The organism is Ferruginibacter sp. (assembly GCF_049840995.1).
Lineage (GTDB): Bacteria > Bacteroidota > Bacteroidia > Chitinophagales > Chitinophagaceae > Ferruginibacter.
Genome location: NZ_JASGIP010000004.1, coordinates 906865 through 925879 on the forward strand (window position 1 = coordinate 906865; position 19015 = coordinate 925879).

At 41.5% G+C, this 19015-nt stretch carries 16 protein-coding genes and 1 other RNA gene; 15 read left to right on the plus strand and 2 right to left on the minus strand.

What is annotated here, in order from left to right:
* Nucleotides 1–11 precede the first annotated feature (11 nt).
* The 3 genes from QM738_RS14710 (at nucleotide 12) to QM738_RS14720 (ending at nucleotide 2851) form a co-directional block, all read left to right on the plus strand.
* Nucleotides 12–452: a DUF4258 domain-containing protein gene (locus QM738_RS14710; RefSeq protein ID WP_462277482.1), complete on the plus strand. Its 441-nt coding sequence runs from the start codon at nucleotides 12–14 to the stop codon at nucleotides 450–452.
* Between the two features lie 203 nt (nucleotides 453–655).
* Nucleotides 656–2152: a GH3 auxin-responsive promoter family protein gene (locus QM738_RS14715; RefSeq protein ID WP_462277483.1), complete on the plus strand. Its 1497-nt coding sequence runs from the start codon at nucleotides 656–658 to the stop codon at nucleotides 2150–2152.
* Nucleotides 2153–2167: 15 nt separating this feature from the next.
* Complete coding sequence (locus QM738_RS14720; protein ID WP_462277484.1) at nucleotides 2168–2851, plus strand: hypothetical protein; 684 nt, start codon at nucleotides 2168–2170, stop codon at nucleotides 2849–2851.
* A 34-nt stretch (nucleotides 2852–2885) separates the two neighbouring features.
* Here the strand turns inward: QM738_RS14720 and QM738_RS14725 are convergent, their stop codons facing one another.
* A complete protein-coding gene (locus tag QM738_RS14725; RefSeq protein WP_462277485.1) occupies nucleotides 2886–4238 on the minus strand; it encodes a Gfo/Idh/MocA family protein in 1353 nt (450 codons plus the stop codon).
* 349 nt (nucleotides 4239–4587) lie between these two features.
* Here QM738_RS14725 and QM738_RS14730 point away from each other — a divergent pair, with 349 nt between their 5' ends.
* The 11 genes from QM738_RS14730 to rseP all read left to right on the plus strand — a co-directional run bounded on the left by QM738_RS14730 (nucleotide 4588) and on the right by rseP (nucleotide 16357).
* Nucleotides 4588–5268: a GNAT family N-acetyltransferase gene (locus QM738_RS14730; RefSeq protein WP_462277486.1), complete on the plus strand. Its 681-nt coding sequence runs from the start codon at nucleotides 4588–4590 to the stop codon at nucleotides 5266–5268.
* Nucleotides 5269–5301: 33 nt separating this feature from the next.
* On the plus strand, nucleotides 5302–5745 hold the full coding sequence (locus tag QM738_RS14735; protein ID WP_462277487.1) for a DinB family protein: 444 nt from the start codon (nucleotides 5302–5304) through the stop codon (nucleotides 5743–5745).
* A 3-nt stretch (nucleotides 5746–5748) separates the two neighbouring features.
* Complete coding sequence (locus tag QM738_RS14740; protein ID WP_462277488.1) at nucleotides 5749–6945, plus strand: argininosuccinate synthase; 1197 nt, start codon at nucleotides 5749–5751, stop codon at nucleotides 6943–6945.
* Nucleotides 6946–7003: 58 nt separating this feature from the next.
* The gene (gene argC / locus QM738_RS14745; protein ID WP_462277489.1) at nucleotides 7004–7993 is read left to right on the plus strand and encodes an N-acetyl-gamma-glutamyl-phosphate reductase; all 990 of its coding nucleotides are present in this window, start codon (nucleotides 7004–7006) and stop codon (nucleotides 7991–7993) included.
* Nucleotides 7994–8120: 127 nt separating this feature from the next.
* Nucleotides 8121–9299 (plus strand): aspartate aminotransferase family protein, encoded by a 1179-nt coding sequence (locus tag QM738_RS14750; RefSeq protein ID WP_462277490.1) that lies wholly within the window; start codon nucleotides 8121–8123, stop codon nucleotides 9297–9299.
* A gap of 40 nt (nucleotides 9300–9339) precedes the next feature.
* Complete coding sequence (locus QM738_RS14755) at nucleotides 9340–10305, plus strand: N-acetylornithine carbamoyltransferase (protein WP_462277491.1); 966 nt, start codon at nucleotides 9340–9342, stop codon at nucleotides 10303–10305.
* Nucleotides 10305–11099: an acetylglutamate kinase gene (gene argB, locus QM738_RS14760; protein WP_462277492.1), complete on the plus strand. Its 795-nt coding sequence runs from the start codon at nucleotides 10305–10307 to the stop codon at nucleotides 11097–11099. Before QM738_RS14755 ends, argB begins: the two co-directional genes overlap by 1 nt.
* A gap of 2 nt (nucleotides 11100–11101) precedes the next feature.
* A complete protein-coding gene (locus tag QM738_RS14765) occupies nucleotides 11102–12163 on the plus strand; it encodes a M20 family metallo-hydrolase (RefSeq protein WP_462277493.1) in 1062 nt (353 codons plus the stop codon).
* 98 nt (nucleotides 12164–12261) lie between these two features.
* Nucleotides 12262–13593 carry an argininosuccinate lyase gene (gene argH, locus QM738_RS14770; RefSeq protein WP_462277494.1) on the plus strand — a complete coding sequence of 444 codons (1332 nt, stop codon included), beginning with the start codon at nucleotides 12262–12264 and terminating at the stop codon, nucleotides 13591–13593.
* A gap of 26 nt (nucleotides 13594–13619) precedes the next feature.
* The gene (locus tag QM738_RS14775) at nucleotides 13620–14789 is read left to right on the plus strand and encodes a 1-deoxy-D-xylulose-5-phosphate reductoisomerase (RefSeq protein ID WP_462277495.1); all 1170 of its coding nucleotides are present in this window, start codon (nucleotides 13620–13622) and stop codon (nucleotides 14787–14789) included.
* Nucleotides 14790–14947: 158 nt separating this feature from the next.
* Nucleotides 14948–16357: an RIP metalloprotease RseP gene (gene rseP, locus QM738_RS14780; RefSeq protein ID WP_462277496.1), complete on the plus strand. Its 1410-nt coding sequence runs from the start codon at nucleotides 14948–14950 to the stop codon at nucleotides 16355–16357.
* A gap of 113 nt (nucleotides 16358–16470) precedes the next feature.
* On the opposite strand, the gene QM738_RS14785 is transcribed toward rseP, so the two are convergent.
* Nucleotides 16471–18261 (minus strand): MutS-related protein, encoded by a 1791-nt coding sequence (locus QM738_RS14785; RefSeq protein ID WP_462277497.1) that lies wholly within the window; start codon nucleotides 18259–18261, stop codon nucleotides 16471–16473.
* A 116-nt stretch (nucleotides 18262–18377) separates the two neighbouring features.
* Here QM738_RS14785 and ssrA point away from each other — a divergent pair.
* Nucleotides 18378–18751: a transfer-messenger RNA gene (ssrA, locus tag QM738_RS14790) on the plus strand.
* Nucleotides 18752–19015 lie beyond the last annotated feature (264 nt).

Sequence of the window (19015 nt, forward strand, 5' to 3'; positions counted from 1 at the left end):
AAAATGGCCTTATGCTTAAAAAATACCTTCCCTTTATATTCTTGATCGCTGCAGCGGCATTGTTGTGGTATGTTAAATCGCACCAGCGGGGTAAGCAGCCGGTACTGCCTGATACGAATGATCATACCACCATTCCTGTTCAACCTGTCACCAATGATAATAATACAACGGAGCCTTTTAACAGGCACAGCGGCCATCTTATTTACAGCAAGCATGCCCGCTGCCGCATGGACTGCAGGCATATTGATGAAAGCGAAGTGCAGGAAATTCTGGATAAGGGAACGATCAATTACAACAAAATAGAGGAAAGCGATAAAGGCAAAAGCTACCCGCTGGAAGGCTTTACGCACGACAAACAGCATGTACGTATTGTATTTGCACCCAAGCAGGAAAACCTGGTGGTGGTTACGGTGATAGACCTGGATAAGGATTGGTATTGCGATTGCAAGTAATTACACGAATTAGGACGAATTGCACGAATTGGATACATTAATAACACGAATTAAAATGAATTACACGAATTAGGGGTGTTATTAAAAACAATCAATAATCACGTTAAATATGCATTAAAGCGATAAAAAAACGGGTTATTTTTCTAACTTTAATATAGAATTGCTGTTATCAGTGTAATCAGAATCATCAGTGGCATAATACAATGAAAATAAAATCCTTTTTGGCAAAACCTTTTGCCTCGTATATATACAAACAAATAAAAAAAGGAATGGAAACTGCTGTGGAAGATCAGCAATCCATTTTTAATCATCTTATAAAAGTTGGCACCAAAACAGATTTTGGAAAAGAGCATGGTTTTGAAAAGATCAAGACCTACGAAGATTTTGTGAAGCAGGTGCCCATAAGAGATTATGAAGCTTTTAAAGTGTATATCGAAAGAATTAAAGAAGGCAAACACAATGTGCTGTGGAAAGGACAGCCCATTTATTTTGCAAAAACAAGCGGTACCACCAGCGGAGTAAAATATATTCCCATTACAAAAGATTCTATTCCCAACCACATTAATACAGCCCGTAATGCACTGCTGTGCTATATGGCCGAAACGGGTAATACCCAATTTGCAGATGGTAAACTGATATTCTTAAGCGGTTCGCCCGAACTGGAAAGAGTGGGCGGTATTCCAACAGGAAGATTGAGCGGTATTGTAAACCATCATGTGCCCAAATACCTGCGCAGCAATCAAATGCCTTCTTACGAAACCAATTGTATTGAAGAGTGGGAAGAAAAACTGGATAAGATCGTTGAAGAGACCATCAACCAGAACATGACACTCATCAGCGGTATACCACCATGGATGCAGATGTATTTTGACAGGTTGGAGGAGAAGAGTGGTAAAAAGATCAGTGAACTGTTTCCCGACTTTAGTGTAATGGTGCAGGGCGGGGTAAATTTTGAACCTTACAAAGCCAAACTGTTTGAAAGCATTGGTAAAAAAATTGACTGCATTGAATTATTTCCTGCAAGCGAAGGTTTTTTTGCTTTCCAGGACAGCCAAAATGCAGAAGGATTATTACTGAATACCAACAGTGGAATATTTTTTGAATTTATTCCCGCAGCAGAAATATTCAGCGAAAACCCTACAAGGCTTTCTTTAAAAGATGTAAAAGTGGGAGAGAATTATGCATTGATCATTAACAACAATGCTGGCTTGTGGGGATACAATATCGGCGATACGGTAAAATTTCTTTCCACCAGTCCTTACCGTTTAGTGGTTACGGGAAGAACGAAACATTTCATCAGTGCCTTCGGCGAACACGTGATCGGCGAAGAAGTGGAAGCGGCATTATCAAAAGCAGCAGAAGAAGAGCATGTGAAAGTGACCGAGTTTACAGTTGCACCCATGATAGCACAAGGTGAAGGCAAAAGTTACCACGAGTGGTTCATTGAATTTGAAAATACGCCCGAAGACATGAACCGTTTTGCAAAAAAGATCAATGAAAATCTCCGCGCCAAAAATGTGTATTACGATGACCTGATTGCGGGTAATATCTTACAACAATTAAAGATCTCACCGGTAAACAAAAATGGTTTTATTGATTATATGAAAAGTATTGGCAAGCTGGGCGGACAAAATAAACTGCCGCGTTTAAGCAACGACCGTAAGATCGCAGATGCACTGGAGGCTTATGTGGCCAATTAAAAATATTAAAGCTGCATGAAATTATTTGCATTTGTTGTAAGTCTGTTCTTTACAACAGCGGTTTATAGCCAACAATGCAGCTGTGCCACGGATAGTTCATTAAGTGAAATTATTTCCTGCGAAAAGATACTTTTTAAAAATAACGCACAACTTTACTGGCAATACAATTGCGATTCTTCCTGGCTCACTTTTGTAAGCAGTGCAGGAAAGAAAAATATCCTCTATTCTTTAGATGACGGGCTGCAGATTTATACGGAAAAATTAGGCTATAGTTACGCAGCCGAATATAATGCAAGCTTCCTTATTCAAAATAATCTTATCTCCGGCTGCTGTACACCCCCGGAATATTTGCTTTTTAATAAAGCCACCGGTAAAGAGATCAAAAATTTAGGCAGCCTTATTTTTTATAGTGAAGAAATAAAATACCCGTTGGTGGTTTTTATTGAACCGAAGAAAATGAACAGTTTGTTGTTCTATAATGTAAATACGCAAAAAAATTTTTCTGTTGCTCTTCCTGTAAATAAAATAGCGACTACTTTAAAGAAAGGAGCAGAAAGATATGCTGAATATTTGTTTGAAGAAACCGATATTTCTCAAAATACTTTTTCAACTTCCCTGCGCTACCAGCAACCTGGTAATAATGATAAATGGTATAATTATAAGATCGTTGTTGATCTTAAAAAATACGGTTACCAATAACCAATTTATCGTACCATCTTATTGCCAGTATCTATCAGGCCTTTTGCGCCATTGGTTTCAAATTCGTCAGGTCGGCGATCATCACTGGTTTACCACTATCACAACTTTTTCTTGCAGCAATACCTACCAGGCAGGATAGGGCGCCATCCCTTGTGCCGGCAGATTGTCTTAATGCATCTGGCGTACCTGGAACGAAGATGCGGTCTTTCAGCAATTTATCGCCGCCGCCATGGCCACTTTCTGCAAACGGTACTTTTATGAATTCGGGCTTTTCAAAATTCTTTGTCAGCATCAGTTCATCATAATCCAGTTTTACCGGTGGATTGCTTTCCTGTATCCATGCTTCAAGCCGTCCTTCAGTACCGTTGAATGCAATGCGGTATCCTTCGTAAGGTGAGTAAGTGGTGCAGCTGTAACTTACCTGTACGCCATTGGCATATTTTATAGTAGCTGCCATTTTATCAAAAATGTCAATGTCTTCTTTCCATACACAACCATCCCTTAAATAGCCATCATACTTTTCGTTGTCGGCATACAGGGCCATTAAGCGTTTATCCTTGGTCATGTCGAAATAGAATTTACACTTATCCTTGTGTTCGCAAGGCCGGCAGTTGGTGCTGCGGAAACTGTTGTTCTTACCATAATGCTCCAACGAACCTGTAGCAAACACTTCTGCAGGATCGCTGTCGATCCACCAGTTCAGCAGGTCGAAATGATGGGTGGCTTTGTGCACCCAAAGGCTGCCGCCAAATTCTCTTTTGCGGTGCCACCTCCTGAAATAATCGGCGCCATGGTGAATATCGAGGTACCAGTGAAAATCAACGGAGGTCAGTTTACCTATGGCACCTGCTCTTAACATCTCCCACATTTTGGCCCGGTGCGGCGAATAGCGGTAATTGAATGTAACGGTCACTTTTTTGCCCGTTCTTTTTTCTGCATCCAGTATGGTCTGGCATTTTTGTTCATCGGTGGTCATGGGTTTTTCGGTAATGATATCGGCGCCCATTTCCATGCCCTTTATAATAAATTCGTTGTGGGTGGAGCACATAGTGGTAACGATCAGTATCTCGGGTTTTACCGTACGCATCATCTCTTCAAAATTGGTAAAAGTGGGGCAATTAATACCCATCATCTTCTTTACAGTTTCCACCCGGCCGGCATTTTTATCGCAAAGGCCCACAAATTCCACGTAGTCGCTGTAATCCCTCAACACATCCACACCCCACATACTGCTGCCCCGGTGGCCGGTGCCCACCATGGCATAACGTTTCTTTTTTCCGGTGAATAATGAAGCGGTTCCGGCAACTGCTTCGTTCAGCAGCACTGAGCCGGCTAAAACGGTGCCGGTGGCAGCAATGAATTTGCGGCGGGAGTAGTTATTTTCCATAATGCAAGTGTTTGAGTATTAAATAAAGTTTATCAATCTGGCCTGCTACTAAGATATTTCAAACTATTTTAAACTTTAAGAGATTTTTCGGTCTTATATTTATAAAATAGGCTACTTTTGTGCTGTTTTTATAATTCAGTTAATAAAGTGAAACACAATACACCATACAAGGTATCAGTAAATAACAGTCCCGCTAGGGTGATGTTCTCTATTGAAAGTGTGATCGAATCACTTCCACGACCCCGACGTGGTTGCTGATAGGACGAGCAATTAAAACCTGCCCCTGTCAGTGAAAAAATCTCCGACGTTTTCTTAAAAAATTATTTCACATTATTTCAATTTACTCAAATTGGAAAACAGTAACATTATCATCAGGGTAGCAACCGCCAACGATAAGCATTTCGCAAAAACAATTACGGATGAAATGGAGTCTTCTGCAAAAGCAAGAGGCACCGGTATTGCCAAACGCTCGCCTGATTACATAGAAAAAAAGATGGAAGAAGGCAAGGCTGTCATTGCGCTTACAAAAGAAGGGCAGTGGGTTGGCTTTTGCTATATTGAAGTGTGGGAAGGCGAATATGTGGCCAACAGCGGTTTGATAGTAGCGCCCGAATTCAGGAAGAGCGGCGTGGCTAAAGAGATCAAACAAACCATCTTCAACCTCAGCAGGCAAAAATATCCAGAAGCAAAAATATTTGGCCTTACTACCGGCCTTGCAGTAATGAAGATCAACTCCGATCTGGGGTATGAACCGGTTACTTACAGCGAATTGACCAATGACGAACAGTTTTGGGCAGGCTGCAAAAGCTGCGTTAACTACGAAATATTGATGAGCAAGGACCGGAAGAACTGCATGTGCACGGCTATGCTGTACGATCCTAAAGATCACTACGAGCCTGCAGAAACCCAGCAATTCTTTGAAGAGAATAAGAATATTTTTGAAAGGCTGATCCGCTTTAAGCAATGGAAATTGCTGAAAACCTTTCTTCGACAAAACTACCGCAGGTGGCGGTGGCGGCAACGGGCATAAATCATTGTTCAGGTATTTTTTTAATTTATAGCAATGAAGGAAACAGCAGCACAACTGGAAGAGATCGTAGATGCTTATTCGGTGCAGTTCTCCAACTTTACCGAGGCTGAGTTGTTGTTGAAACCTGCGGCTGATAAATGGAGCAGGAAAGAGATCATCGGTCATTTGATCGACTCTGCGCAGAATAATATCAGGCGTTTTATAGTTACCCAGTACGAAACCAAACCCAACATCGTGTATGCTCAGAATGATTGGGTTGCCCTGCAAAATTACCAGCAATACAATAGTAAAGATTTGATAACGCTGTGGCAATTGCTGAACAGGCATATTGTTGTTATCTTAAAAAATATGCCTGAATCAAAATGGCAATTGCAATGCAATACCGGCAAGGGTGCCGCGGAATTGCATACCATCGATTTCCTGGCGAAAGATTATATCACCCATCATCTTCATCATTTAAAACAAATAACCGGATAAAAAATGAAAAAAGTTGTTTTAGGCTTTAGTGGCGGACTGGACACTACTTATTGTGTAAAATATTTTACCGAAGAAAAAGGTTACGAAGTACATTCTGTAATTGTAAATACCGGCGGCTTCAGTAAGGAAGAGCTGGAAAAGATCGAAGCGCATGCGTATAAATTAGGGGTGAAAACACATACCACAATTGATGCCGTAAAAAGTTATTACGACAATATCATTAAATACCTCATTTTTGGCAATTGCTTAAAAAATAATACCTATCCCTTAAGTGTAAGCGCAGAAAGGCTGAGCCAGGCATTGAGCATTGCAGAACATGCTAAAAAATTAAACGCGGATGCGGTGGCGCATGGCAGTACCGGCGCCGGTAACGACCAGGTAAGGTTTGATATGATCTTTAATATCATGATACCCGGCGTAGAGATCATTACTCCTATACGTGATCTTAAACTGAGCCGCGAGGAAGAGATCACTTATTTAAAAAGCAAGGGTGTGGAAATGAACTTTGAAAAAAGTATGTATTCCATTAATAAAGGTTTGTGGGGCACCAGCGTGGGTGGTAAAGAAACATTGAACAGTAAAGGTTTGTTACCCGAAGCTGCATGGCCAACACAGGTAACCAAAAGCGGCAGTGAAGAAGTAAAACTGGGTTTTATAAAAGGAGAGTTGTATGAAGTGAACGATAAAAAATTTGATCATCCTTCAGAAGCGATACAATACCTGCAAACCATTGCCGGAGCTTATGGCGTGGGCAGGGATATTCATGTAGGTGATACGATCATTGGTATCAAAGGCCGTGTGGGTTTTGAAGCCGCTGCACCGATGATCATTTTAAAAGGCCACCATGCACTGGAAAAACATGTACTTACCAAGTGGCAGCTGAACTGGAAAGATCAGTTGGCACTGTTTTATGGCAACTGGTTACACGAAGGACAGATCATGGATCCTGTGATGAGGGATATAGAGGCTTATTTTACCAACAGCCAGCAAACAGTAACGGGCAATGTATTTGTATTGCTACAGCCGTATCATTTCCAGGTGATCGGTATTGAATCGGAATACGACCTGATGAGTGCAAAATTTGGTAAGTACGGCGAAATGAATACCGGGTATACCGGTGATGATGTGAGAGGCTTCAGCAAAATATTCGGCAATCAAACTTCAATTTATCATAAAGTTAATAATACTCCCAACCCCTAAAGGGGAGTTTACCTAAACGGATAAAAAGAAAGATTCATTAAAAGAATATGCAAGTAAAATGACTAGAGAAAAAATAAAAATAGGGATCATTGGTGGTGCAGGTTATACTGCAGGTGAATTGATAAGGATATTATTGAATCATCCAAATGCGGAGATTGGTTTTGTGCACAGCAACAGCAATGCAGGCAATTTTGTATATAAAATTCACCAGGACCTGGTGGGAGAAACAGAATTGAGATTTTCTGCTGAATGGAATAATGATATTGATGTATTGTTTTTGTGTTTAGGTCATGGTGAATCCAAAAAGTTCTTAACTGAAAATAAAATCGCTGATACAGTAAAAATTATTGACCTCGCTAATGATTTCAGGCTAAATCTGCAATCTGAAATAGGCAATCGAAAATTCGTGTACGGGTTACCGGAATTACAAAGAGAAAAAATCAAAACTGCTGATAATATCGCTAACCCCGGTTGTTTTGCCACAGCTATTCAACTGGGATTATTGCCATTGGCAAAAGCGGGTTTATTAACGGAAGAGATCTATACAACGGGTATTACAGGCTCTACAGGTGCAGGGCAAAGTCTTGCTGCCACATCGCATTTCAGCTGGCGGGCCAATAATATACAGGCATATAAAACATTAACGCACCAGCATGTTCCGGAAATTGAACAATCGCTGCATTCATTACAAACTAACACAGCAAGCAAACTCAACTTTGTGCCCTGGCGCGGAGATTTTACGAGGGGTATCTTTATCAGTTCTCAATTAAAATGCGATCTGAGTATAGCAGAACTGAATTTAATCTATAATGAATTTTATAAAGGCCATCCTTTTACAACCGTAACAACAGAACCGGTTTTTCTGAAACAGGTAGTGAACACCAATAAATGTGTCATTCAACTGGAGAAAGTAGGCAGCAACCTGGTAGTGCATTCTGTAATTGATAATCTTACTAAAGGTGCCGGTGGCCAGGCCATTCAGAATATGAACTTGATATTTGGATTAGAAGAGACAACCGGGTTAAAATTAAAGGCCAATTATTTTTAACCCCTGAATCCCCCAAAGGGGATTTGGGAGTATTAATAATGGTAACGCAGTTTATTATGAAACTAATAGTGTTGAAAAATAATTATTCACTTTAAAACTAAGTTCCCCTTTAGGGGACAGGGGTATTATGGAACTATTTGATGTTTATCCACTCAATGACATTGTGATCGACAAAGCGCAGGGCTCTTATGTATGGGATGATAAGGGACAAATGTACTTAGATATGTATGGCGGCCATGCTGTGATCTCTATTGGTCATACGCATCCACATTATGTACAGCGATTGGAAGACCAGTTACATAAAGTAGGTTTCTACTCTAATTCGGTAAAGATCCCCTTACAGGTACAACTGGCAAAAAAGCTGGGCGAAGTTTCGGGTAAAGAAGATTATCACCTGTTCTTATGTAACTCCGGTGCTGAAGCAAATGAAAATGCACTAAAGCTGGCTTCTTTTTACAATGGCAGAAAAAAAATAGTAGCATTTTCCAAAGCATTTCATGGCAGAACTTCATTGGCAGTGGCAGTAACGGATAATCCTAATATTGTTGCACCGGTGAATCAAACGGATAATGTTGTTTTTCTTCCTTTTAATGATGAAGCTGCACTGCAGAAATACTTTGATGAAAACGGCAACGATATTTCTTCGGTTATAATTGAAGGTATACAGGGTGTGGGTGGTATCAATGTGGCCAGTGAGTCTTTTTTGCAACTGATAAGAAGTTTATGCGATCAATATAATGCGGTATACATTGCCGATTCAGTGCAATGTGGTTATGGCAGAACCGGCAAATTCTATTCTCAGGATTTTAGTGGTGTGGACGCGGATATTTATACCATGGCGAAAGGAATGGGCAATGGTTTTCCTGTTGCCGGTATTTCTATTGCACCTAAATTAAAAGCCAAGCATTTTATGCTGGGTACCACTTTCGGTGGTAATCACCTGGCTTGTGCTGCTGCGTTGGCAGTATTGGAAATTATAGAAGAAGATGCTTTAATGAAAAATGCAGCCACCGTTGGTAATTATCTTATTGAGGAATTGAAAAAGATACCTGGCATAAGAGCAGTAAGGGGAAGAGGGTTAATGATCGGTATCGATCTGCCCGAAGAATTAAAAATGGTGAAAAAGAATTTATTATTCAAGCATAAGATATTCACTGGCGAATCAAAACCTAATGTTATCAGGTTATTGCCTGCACTGAATATTACAAAAGTGGAAGCCGATATGTTATTAAATGCTTTGAGTGCAGAGTTGGAAGCTGTTCAACATGGTCTGACGCCCTCGTCTGACCATGTTGCTGCAGGCTGATGCCATTAAAAATATTACTACAAAAAATAAAATACAGCAGGTGAAAAATTTTATTTCTGTTAATGATGTTACCGATATCAATGCTTTGGTTGAAAAGGCATTGGCCTACAAAGCCAATCCGCTTGTAGATAAAACCATCGGCGAAAACAAACGTATCGGGCTTTTATTTTTAAACCCCAGTTTACGCACCCGTTTGAGCACGCAGGTGGCAGCAAAGAATCTTGGGCTGGAAGGCATCGTATTCAATGTAGATAAAGAAGGCTGGGCTTTAGAATTTGAAGAAGGCGCTATCATGAGCGGTACCACGGTAGAACATGTTAAAGATGCGGCGCCTATATTGGGCCAATACTTTGATATACTTTGTATCAGGGCCTTTCCATCTTTAAAAAATAAAGAAGAAGATTACAGCGAGCAGGTGATGAACGCTTTTATCAAATTTGCTGGCGTGCCCATTGTAAGCCTGGAAAGCGCCACACTGCATCCTTTGCAATCCCTCACAGATATCGTTACCATTAAAGAGCAAATGCAAAAAACACGACCCGCAGGGGGTAAGCCTAAAATTGTACTGACGTGGGCTCCGCACATCAAACCTTTACCACAATGTGTGGCCAATTCATTTGCACAATGGGTGAACGCCTGGGGGGAAGCTGATTTTGTAATTACCCATCCGGAAGATTATGAACTGGATGAAAAATATACTAAAGGCGCTACCATCACGCACGACCAGGATGCAGCTTTGAAAGAAGCCGACTTTGTGTATGTAAAGAACTGGAGCACTTATACAGACTATGGTAAAATTTATAGTAATGACCCGGACTGGATGCTTACAGAAGAAAAAATGCAACTGACCAATAACGCCAAAGTGATGCACTGCCTGCCCGTAAGAAGAAATGTGGAACTGAGTGATGAGATACTGGACGGGCCCGACAGCCTGGTTACCACCGAAGCCGGTAACAGGGTATGGGCAGCACAGGCCGTGTTGAGCGAAATACTAAAAGCACAATAATGCAGCAACTATTTGTAATTAAGATTGGCGGTAATGTAATTGATGATGGTGCAAAGCTGGCTGCATTCCTGCATGATTTTGCACAGATCAATGCACCTAAGATATTGATCCACGGCGGTGGCAAAATTGCCACAAGGTTGGGCGATAAACTGGGTATCGAATCCAAATACATCAATGGCCGCAGGATCACAGATGGCGATACCATCGACCTGGTAACAATGGTGTATGGCGGTTTGGTAAACAAAAAAATAGTAGCGCAACTGCAATCGCTGCAATGTAATGCTATTGGATTAACGGGTGCTGATGCCAATATTATTCCGGCAGTAAAAAGACCGGTTACAAAAGAAGGGATCGATTTTGGTTTTGTGGGAGATGTGGATAGTGCAAAGTTGAAAGCGGATAGTTTAAAGTTGTTGGCAGATGCAGGACTATCAATAGTTTTAGCACCGCTAACACATGATGGAAAAGGACAGATGTTGAATACCAATGCTGATACAGTAGCGTCTTCCATTGCAGTGGCGCTGTCTGCTTCTTATAATGTAAGACTGATCTATTGCTTCGAAAAAAAGGGTGTACTGGAAAATGTGGAAGATGAAAATTCTGCCATTCCCCTCATTACTAAAGATATTTACCAAAGGCTGAAAGATGAAAATAAACTGTTCGACGGCATATTGCCAAAAATTGACAACGCCTTTTCCGCTATCAACAGCGGTGTTGCCGAAGTGCTTATAGGGGAAGCGAATGACCTGTTGCAGAACGTAACCGCACAAACGCAGGGCACATTAATCAAATAATCATGCACCAGGATCTTTATAATCATGCACTGACACTTTTAAAACAATTGATCAGCACGCCTTCATTTTCTAAAGAAGAAAATGAAACGGCCGGAATTATCTGCGATTTTTTTACCGCACAGCAGGTTCCTTTTGAACGGGTAGGCAATAATATGTTTGCGAAAAATAAATATTATGATACCGCAAAGCCCACGCTTTTGTTAAACTCTCATCACGATACCGTAAAACCCAATAAAGGTTATACACTCGATCCGTTTGATCCCATTGAAAAAGAAGGTAAACTATTCGGACTCGGCAGCAATGATGCCGGCGGTTGTTTGGTAAGCCTGATCACCACGTTCTTATATTTTTACAATGCTGAAAATACTAAATACAATATTGTATTTGCCGCCAGTGCCGAAGAAGAGATCAGCGGTGTAAACGGTATTGAACTGGTATTACCACACCTGGGCAATATTGATTTTGGTATTGTAGGGGAGCCCACAAAGCTTGAGATGGCCGTTGCAGAAAGAGGCTTGATGGTGATTGATTGTATAGCGCCTGGCCGTGCAGGTCATGCAGCCCGCAAGGAGGGAGAGAATGCCTTGTACAACGCTTTGGATGATATCAACTGGATACGGAATTACCAGTTTCAGAAGATCAGCCCTTTGCTGGGCGAATCTCGTTTAACCGTTACTGTTATAGAAACAGAAAACAAACAGCACAACGTAGTGCCTGCCCAATGTAAATTTGTGATAGATGTAAGGGTAAACGAGCTGTATACTTTTGAAGAGATTTTGCAGGAATTAAAGGCCAACCTTAAAAGCCAGTTTGCGCCACGCACCACCCGCATGAAATCCACTTCCATTGCATTGGATCATCCGCTGGTAAAGGCCGGTATTAACCTGGATAAAGGATATTATGGTTCACCCACCACATCCGATAAAGCTTTAATGCCTTTCCCTACTTTAAAAATGGGACCTGGCGATAGCGCCCGCAGCCATACCGCCGACGAATTCATTTACCTGGACGAGATAAAAGACGGTATTGCGACTTATATAAAGGTGGTGGAGCAGGTGCTGTAGTATATTTTTTTTAATTTTGATAAAATGCAAGTACAAAGTTATAAGTACAGTGTATAGCGTACTTTATACTTTGTACTTGTTAACTAATAACTCATAACATGAAACTCTGGCAAAAAGACAAAGTATCCTTACAGGAAGTGGAAAAATTCACCGTAGGAAAAGACCGTGAAATGGATACCGTACTGGCGCCCTTTGATGTGCTGGGTAATATTGCCCATGCAAAAATGCTGGCCACAGTTGGTTTATTGACCAAAGAAGAAGCGGATACATTAACTGCCGAGCTTAAGAATATTTATACAAAAGTGCAAGAGAAGAATTTTGCATTGCAGGACGGCGTGGAAGATATTCATTCGCAGGTGGAATTTTTATTGACAGAAAAGCTGGGAGATATCGGCAAAAAGATTCATAGTGCAAGAAGCCGTAACGACCAGGTGCTGGTAGACCTAAAATTGTATTTGAGAAGCGAGATAGAAAAACTGGTGGGCAATACAAAAGACCTGTTTGAATTATTAATCCGGCAAAGCGAAAAATATAAGGATGATCTTTTGCCAGGGTATACACATCTGCAACTGGCCATGCCTTCTTCATTTGGTTTATGGTTTGGCGCTTATGCCGAAAGCCTGGTGGATGACCTCACCACTTTGCAGGCAGCCTATACTGTTGTCAATAAAAATCCATTGGGTTCTGCAGCAGGTTATGGCAGTTCATTCCCCATCAACAGAACATACACAACACAATTGCTGGGTTTTGATGACCTGAATTATAACGTAGTATATGCACAAATGGGCCGGGGTAAAACAGAGCGCATTGTTGCAGCAGCAATGGCCAATATTGCTGCCACACTTTCTAAACTAAGTATGGATGCCTGCCTTTTCCTCAATCAGAATTTTGCCTTCATCTCCTTCCCGGATGAACTGACCACGGGCAGCAGCATCATGCCACACAAAAAAAATCCCGATGTTTTTGAATTGATCCGCAGCCATTGCAACCGCATACAGGCCTTGCCCAACGAGATCATGCTGATGACGACCAACCTGCCTTCAGGCTACCAGCGGGATCTGCAATTGTTGAAAGAACATATCATACCTGCCTTTAAAAACCTCAACGACTGCCTGCAGATGGCCGGTTTGATGCTGAACAATATAGAAGTAAAAAAGAACCTCTTGCTCGATGAAAAATATAAATTCCTTTTTAGTGTAGAAGAGGTGAACAAATTGGTACTACAAGGGGTGCCTTTCCGCGATGCCTATAAAAAAATAGGGATGGATATCGAGCAGGGCAATTTTACCTACAATACCAGCGTTCAACACACGCACGAAGGTTCTATTGGTAATCTGTCCAATACAAACATTCAGCAGGCAATGCAAAATATTATCCAAAAATTCAATTTCGATAAGGTGAAAATTGCGTTGCAACAATTATTAGGTTAGATTTGCCCCACAATTTTTAAAAAAGAATGGCTGAACAGGCTTCCAGAAAACGCATTGCTATCTTTGGTTCCACCGGTTCTATCGGCACCCAGGCGCTGGATGTTATCCGTGCCAATCCTTCTTTATTTGAAGTAGAGATACTCACTGCCCAAACCAACGACGAACTGTTGATAAAGCAGGCACTGGAATTCAAACCCAATGCCGTAGTGATAGCCGACGAAAGCCGTTACCAGAAAGTAAAAACAGCCCTGGATAAGACCCTCGTAAAAGTTTTTGCAGGCGATAAAGCATTGGAAGAAGCTGCCGATTTTGACAGCTACGATATGATGCTGGCTTCCATTGTAGGTTTTGCAGGGTTAAAGCCTACCATGAAGGCCGTGGAAAAAGGCAAAGCCATAGGTCTTGCTAATAAAGAAACCTTAGTGGTGGCCGGCGACCTGGTAATGCAGAAAGCCATTGAAAAACGGGTACCTGTTATTCCTGTAGACAGTGAACATTCCGCAATATTCCAGTGCCTGGTAGGCGAGGGAAGGAACCGGATAGAAAAAATAATACTGACCGCAAGTGGTGGTCCTTTTTTGGGTAAAAAACCCAATTACCTCGTAAATGTAAAGCGGGATCATGCCCTGCAGCATCCCAACTGGTCTATGGGCGCTAAGATATCCATCGATTCTGCAACGCTGATGAACAAAGGGCTGGAGATGATAGAAGCCAAATGGCTTTTTAACCTGCGCCCGGAGCAGATACAGGTGGTGGTGCACCCGCAAAGCATCATCCACAGCATGGTGCAGTTTGAAGATGGCAGTGTAAAAGCACAAATGGGTTTGCCCGATATGAAACTGCCCATCCAGTATGCAATGGCGTTTCCACAACGTATCAAAAACGATTTTCCCAGGCTTGATTTCAGGAAATATCCCTCGCTTAGTTTCGAGGAGCCGGATGTTAAAACTTTCAGAAATCTGGCCCTGGCAACCGAAGCATTGTTCAAAGGAGGCAATATGCCTTGTATATTAAATGCGGCGAATGAAATTGCGGTATGGGCTTTTTTACGCAACCGTATCGGCTTTTTGGATATGACCGCCATGGTGGAAAAAACAATGGAAAACATCAAATTCATCGAAAAACCCACTATGCAGGAATATTTTGACAGCGACGGTGAAGCCCGTAATTTTGCCGCTTCGTTAATAAACCTGTAGCCCTTTCCGTCCCTCCCGACAGATTGGGATAAATTCCGGGAAATTAGGTGTCTACAAACTAACATCAGCATTACATTTTCAGATAGTTCAATCAATGTACTGTTTGAAAAGATTATAAACTTTAAAATTAAGTTCCCCTTTAGGGGACAGGGGTATATATGACATTATTATCGATTGACTGGCCGGTGGTTGGCGTAAAAGTGGGACAGCTTTTACTGGCATTATCCATATTGGTTATTCTTCACGAATTCGGACACTATATCACTGCCCGCTGGTTCAAATGCCGGGTGGAGAAATTCTATCTTTTCTTTGATCCCTGGTTCTCATTGGTAAAAAAGAAGATTGGCGATACCGAGTATGGTATCGGCTGGTTGCCATTAGGCGGTTATGTAAAAATTTCCGGCATGATCGACGAAAGTATGGATAAGGAAACCCTGAAGCTCCCGCCAAAATCTTACGAGTTCCGCAGCAAACCGGCCTGGCAGCGCCTGATCATTATGCTGGGTGGTGTTATTATGAATGTGCTGGTAGCATTTTTTATTTATGCGATGGTGTTATGGATATGGGGCGATAAGAAAACAAAAATGTCCAGTGTAAAGGATGGTATAGGAATTTTAAACTCACAGATCAAAGATCTGGGCTTTGAAAACGGAGATAAAATCATTGCGATCAATGGTAAACCCATTGTGTATTTTGATGAGCTGGCCGAGAAGATATTAATAGGAACAGAAAACAGGGTGGTTGATCTGGAACGAAATGGCAAGGCAATGCAGATAACCATACCGGTAAGTTTTCTTAATAAAGTAATTGAGAATCGTAAAGCTGCCAGGGGATTTATTACTCCACGGGTTCCTGCTATTGTAGGAAAATTATTCGATGATAAGGATACTGCAAAGGGTTATAAAGCAGGTATAAGAGAAAATGACAGATTGATAAGTATAGATGGAAATCCGATTACTTTTTATGACGAGATTGGCACTAATGTAGAAAAGAAGAAAGATAAATTTGTTTCTATCCAATTACTGAGAGGAAAAGATACTGTTAATCTTAATGCACTTGTTGATTGTAATGGAAAAGTGGGTGTTACTATGCCTGATCCAGATACTGCAATGGCACTTGGGGCATACAAGATCGATACTACACGCTATCCGTTCTTTGCCGCCTTTCCTGCAGGTGTAAACAAGGCAATTAAATCTTTAACCTCCTATGTCGATCAATTTAAAATGATCTTTAAACCGGAAACAGGTGCTTACAAAGGCCTGGGTGGTTTTAAAGGCATGACCAATGGCTTATCCAGTACCTGGGACTGGGAAGCTTTCTGGATGTTCACCGCTTTTATATCCATGGCACTCGCTTTTATGAACCTTTTACCCATTCCTGCACTGGATGGTGGCCACGTGGTATTTACTTTATACGAAATGATCACCGGCCGCAAACCCAACGAAAAGTTTCTGGAGTATGCACAGATAGTGGGCATGGTACTATTACTGGGTTTAATGCTGTATGCTAACGGTAACGACTGGTTTGGATGGGGAAAGACCATTAGTACGGACTGTCCGACAAAGTAAATATCGAATTTGCGAATATCGAATATGGGAATGTCGAATGTTTTTAGGTTTGAAGTGTCATATGAACTTTGATCTTACCAACATTCGACATTTTACATTCGCACATTCGACATCTATAATTCTATCCCTATCTTTTTCATTAGTATCGATGCATTTAAACTATTACAGATGCCCTCTTTCAGTTTGTAATCAAAATACAATTCATCATTGGCCACCTGCACATCAAAATGATAATTTAAAATATTATCGGGGTAATTGTCTTTCAGTTTTGCCAGCTCCACGTCGTGTGTGGCAATGATACAGGCGGCCTTGTGTTTGATCAGTTGTTTTACCAAAGCAACAGAGCCGGTGTGACGGTCTAAAGAATTGGTGCCGCGTAATATCTCATCCAATAAAATAAATATTTTCTCTCCCGCATTCACCCGGTCAATAATGGCTTTCAGTTTTTTTAATTCGGCATAAAAAGTACTGGTGCTTTCTTCTAAATTATCGGCAATGCGCATACTGCTGATGATCTGTACCGGCGACAATGTGAACGAACGGGCGCAAACTGGTGCACCGGCCATTGCCAGCACAGTATTTACACCAATACTGCGTAGGTAAGTGCTTTTACCGGCCATATTACTGCCGGTGATCAGCATCAGTTCTTCCCGGCTTGTAATGCTGATATCATTATTCACTCTTTTAGCCGCATTGATCAATGGGTGACCGATATTTTCTCCGGCAATAAAAAAATGCGCTTCTTTAAAAACGGGGTAACACCATTCCGGATGATTGAATGCAAGGCCAGCAAAACTGTGCAGTGCTTCAAATTTACCAATAGCCTCAAACCAGTCGTTGATGTTTTGCTTATTGCGCTGTTTCCATTTTTCTAACGCCATGGCCTGTTGAATATCCCATTGCAGTATCACTGCCAGCGGTATAAAAACAACCGGGTTCAAACGCAGATCCAGCCTTTCCACGATTTTTTTTAATTGCTTTAACTGTACCGATGCCGGTTTATTTTCCAATACAAATTTTGATTGCAGTGAAGACAACAAGGGACTTTTAAAACCGGTTTGCTCTATCAAATGCACACTGTTGGCCAGCACCGCCAGTTCATCCGCCATCCTGCTTACCTGCAGGTGCAGCGGCGCAATTTTTTTTGCCATCACCAAAGCCAGTAATGCCGATGCCAGCAGGAAGATATTGCGTACCGGGTTGGTAATGATATCAGCCATGTTCAAAGCAATCACCGTAATGATCAAAGCAGGTACGGCATACTGTAATACTTTCCAGGTACTGTTATTGATAAAATGCGGTTCTGCGTCCAGCCATTCGTGCAGCCTTTGCTGCGTGGTGCCGGTTATTTTTTGTTCCATGCCATAAGCCTGCAATTCCTGCCGCCATTCAGGTGTAGCGGATAATTCTTTTGCAGCTTCCTGCCGTTGTAAAATTTCGTGTATGCCTGCAGGCTGTAATAGCCATTGCGCCAGCGCCGCGCCACCCATATCCGAAGTGGTGCGGTTGCAGTACTGGTATAAGGATGCCCTGCCAAAAATATCCAGGTCGCCGGCATAAGGGTGAGTGGCCGGAATATACTCATGGCCATCTTCAAAATGATAATAATCATGTGCCAGCGCTTTCAGCTCTGCTTCATTAATTTTTTTCAGGTGTTGCGTATGCTTAATAGCAGTTTTATTGGCAAGATCCATAAACACCAGCCGGGTAAAAGCAACCAGCAGCGCTACTACCGCTACAGCAACCGTGCCGGTACCGGAAGGCCATAAAAAGTATACCGCAAGGCCGATTGCCAATATGGCTCCAAACCGCAGCCAGCCCAACAAGCTTTTTTTCTGAAGCAGTTGCTGGTACTGTATTTCAAGGGTCTCTATTCTTTTTTTATAAAATATATCCGGTTGCATGTGTTTTTGTTAAATGATCACTGCAAATGTAGTTTTATAACCATAACAAAATACTTTTCGTAAATTTGCAGTTCTGTAATTATTAATTATTCGTTGATCGATTATTAATTATGTCCGGGGCCGACCGGTTTTGACAGCATAGTTCTTTGTAGGTATAAGCATGTAGTGCGTTGGATAATTAGCACTTTAATCTGAATATTCAACAACTTAAATGGCAATACTCAGTATGCCATGGCTGCTTAATCGATAGATTAACATCCATTAGGGCCGCCGAACAGGTCAGTTCTGTTACCATGTTCCGCCGCCGACTCAAAAACAAAACGGAATGCTGTGCTGCAATGAAGTGAGCAGTGCTTAAGACCATTCTTCTAAGGGTACAATTGGTTGGTTAGGTTCCTGCTGTACCCCGACAATTAATAACTAAATAAACATGTAGAAGGCTTACGGCGAATGTGTTTGGACCAGGGTTCGATTCCCTGCGGCTCCACTTGTAGAATTTCATTACACAAAAGCCCTGCAGATCGTAGATCTTGCAGGGCTTTTTGTTTTTTCTCCTTTCTTTCATTTGTCGATTGCCTGTTTTATACAGGAATTAAACAGTCGCTTTTTATCCACGCTCTTCTGGTATATCTAATCTATTAAAAGCAACCATTTTATACCCAAATCCATCATTAATAATAGGGTGAAATTTAACGCATGTTCAATTGCATGTAGCTAAGAGTTAAAAAGCATGTTGTGCATGTGACTGAGGTAA

What these genes read in the sequence shown, in the direction of transcription:
- QM738_RS14710 (WP_462277482.1), top strand. Translation starts at nt 12, where the DNA reads ATGCTTAAAAAATACCTTCCCTTTATATTCTTGATCGCTGCAGCGGCA.
- QM738_RS14715 (WP_462277483.1), top strand. Translation starts at nt 656, where the DNA reads ATGAAAATAAAATCCTTTTTGGCAAAACCTTTTGCCTCGTATATATAC.
- QM738_RS14720 (WP_462277484.1), top strand. Translation starts at nt 2,168, where the DNA reads ATGAAATTATTTGCATTTGTTGTAAGTCTGTTCTTTACAACAGCGGTT.
- QM738_RS14725 (WP_462277485.1), bottom strand. Translation starts at nt 4,238, where the DNA reads ATGGAAAATAACTACTCCCGCCGCAAATTCATTGCTGCCACCGGCACC.
- QM738_RS14735 (WP_462277487.1), top strand. Translation starts at nt 5,302, where the DNA reads ATGAAGGAAACAGCAGCACAACTGGAAGAGATCGTAGATGCTTATTCG.
- QM738_RS14740 (WP_462277488.1), top strand. Translation starts at nt 5,749, where the DNA reads ATGAAAAAAGTTGTTTTAGGCTTTAGTGGCGGACTGGACACTACTTAT.
- argC (WP_462277489.1), top strand. Translation starts at nt 7,004, where the DNA reads ATGACTAGAGAAAAAATAAAAATAGGGATCATTGGTGGTGCAGGTTAT.
- QM738_RS14750 (WP_462277490.1), top strand. Translation starts at nt 8,121, where the DNA reads ATGGAACTATTTGATGTTTATCCACTCAATGACATTGTGATCGACAAA.
- argB (WP_462277492.1), top strand. Translation starts at nt 10,305, where the DNA reads ATGCAGCAACTATTTGTAATTAAGATTGGCGGTAATGTAATTGATGAT.
- QM738_RS14765 (WP_462277493.1), top strand. Translation starts at nt 11,102, where the DNA reads ATGCACCAGGATCTTTATAATCATGCACTGACACTTTTAAAACAATTG.
- argH (WP_462277494.1), top strand. Translation starts at nt 12,262, where the DNA reads ATGAAACTCTGGCAAAAAGACAAAGTATCCTTACAGGAAGTGGAAAAA.
- QM738_RS14775 (WP_462277495.1), top strand. Translation starts at nt 13,620, where the DNA reads ATGGCTGAACAGGCTTCCAGAAAACGCATTGCTATCTTTGGTTCCACC.
- rseP (WP_462277496.1), top strand. Translation starts at nt 14,948, where the DNA reads ATGACATTATTATCGATTGACTGGCCGGTGGTTGGCGTAAAAGTGGGA.
- QM738_RS14785 (WP_462277497.1), bottom strand. Translation starts at nt 18,261, where the DNA reads ATGCAACCGGATATATTTTATAAAAAAAGAATAGAGACCCTTGAAATA.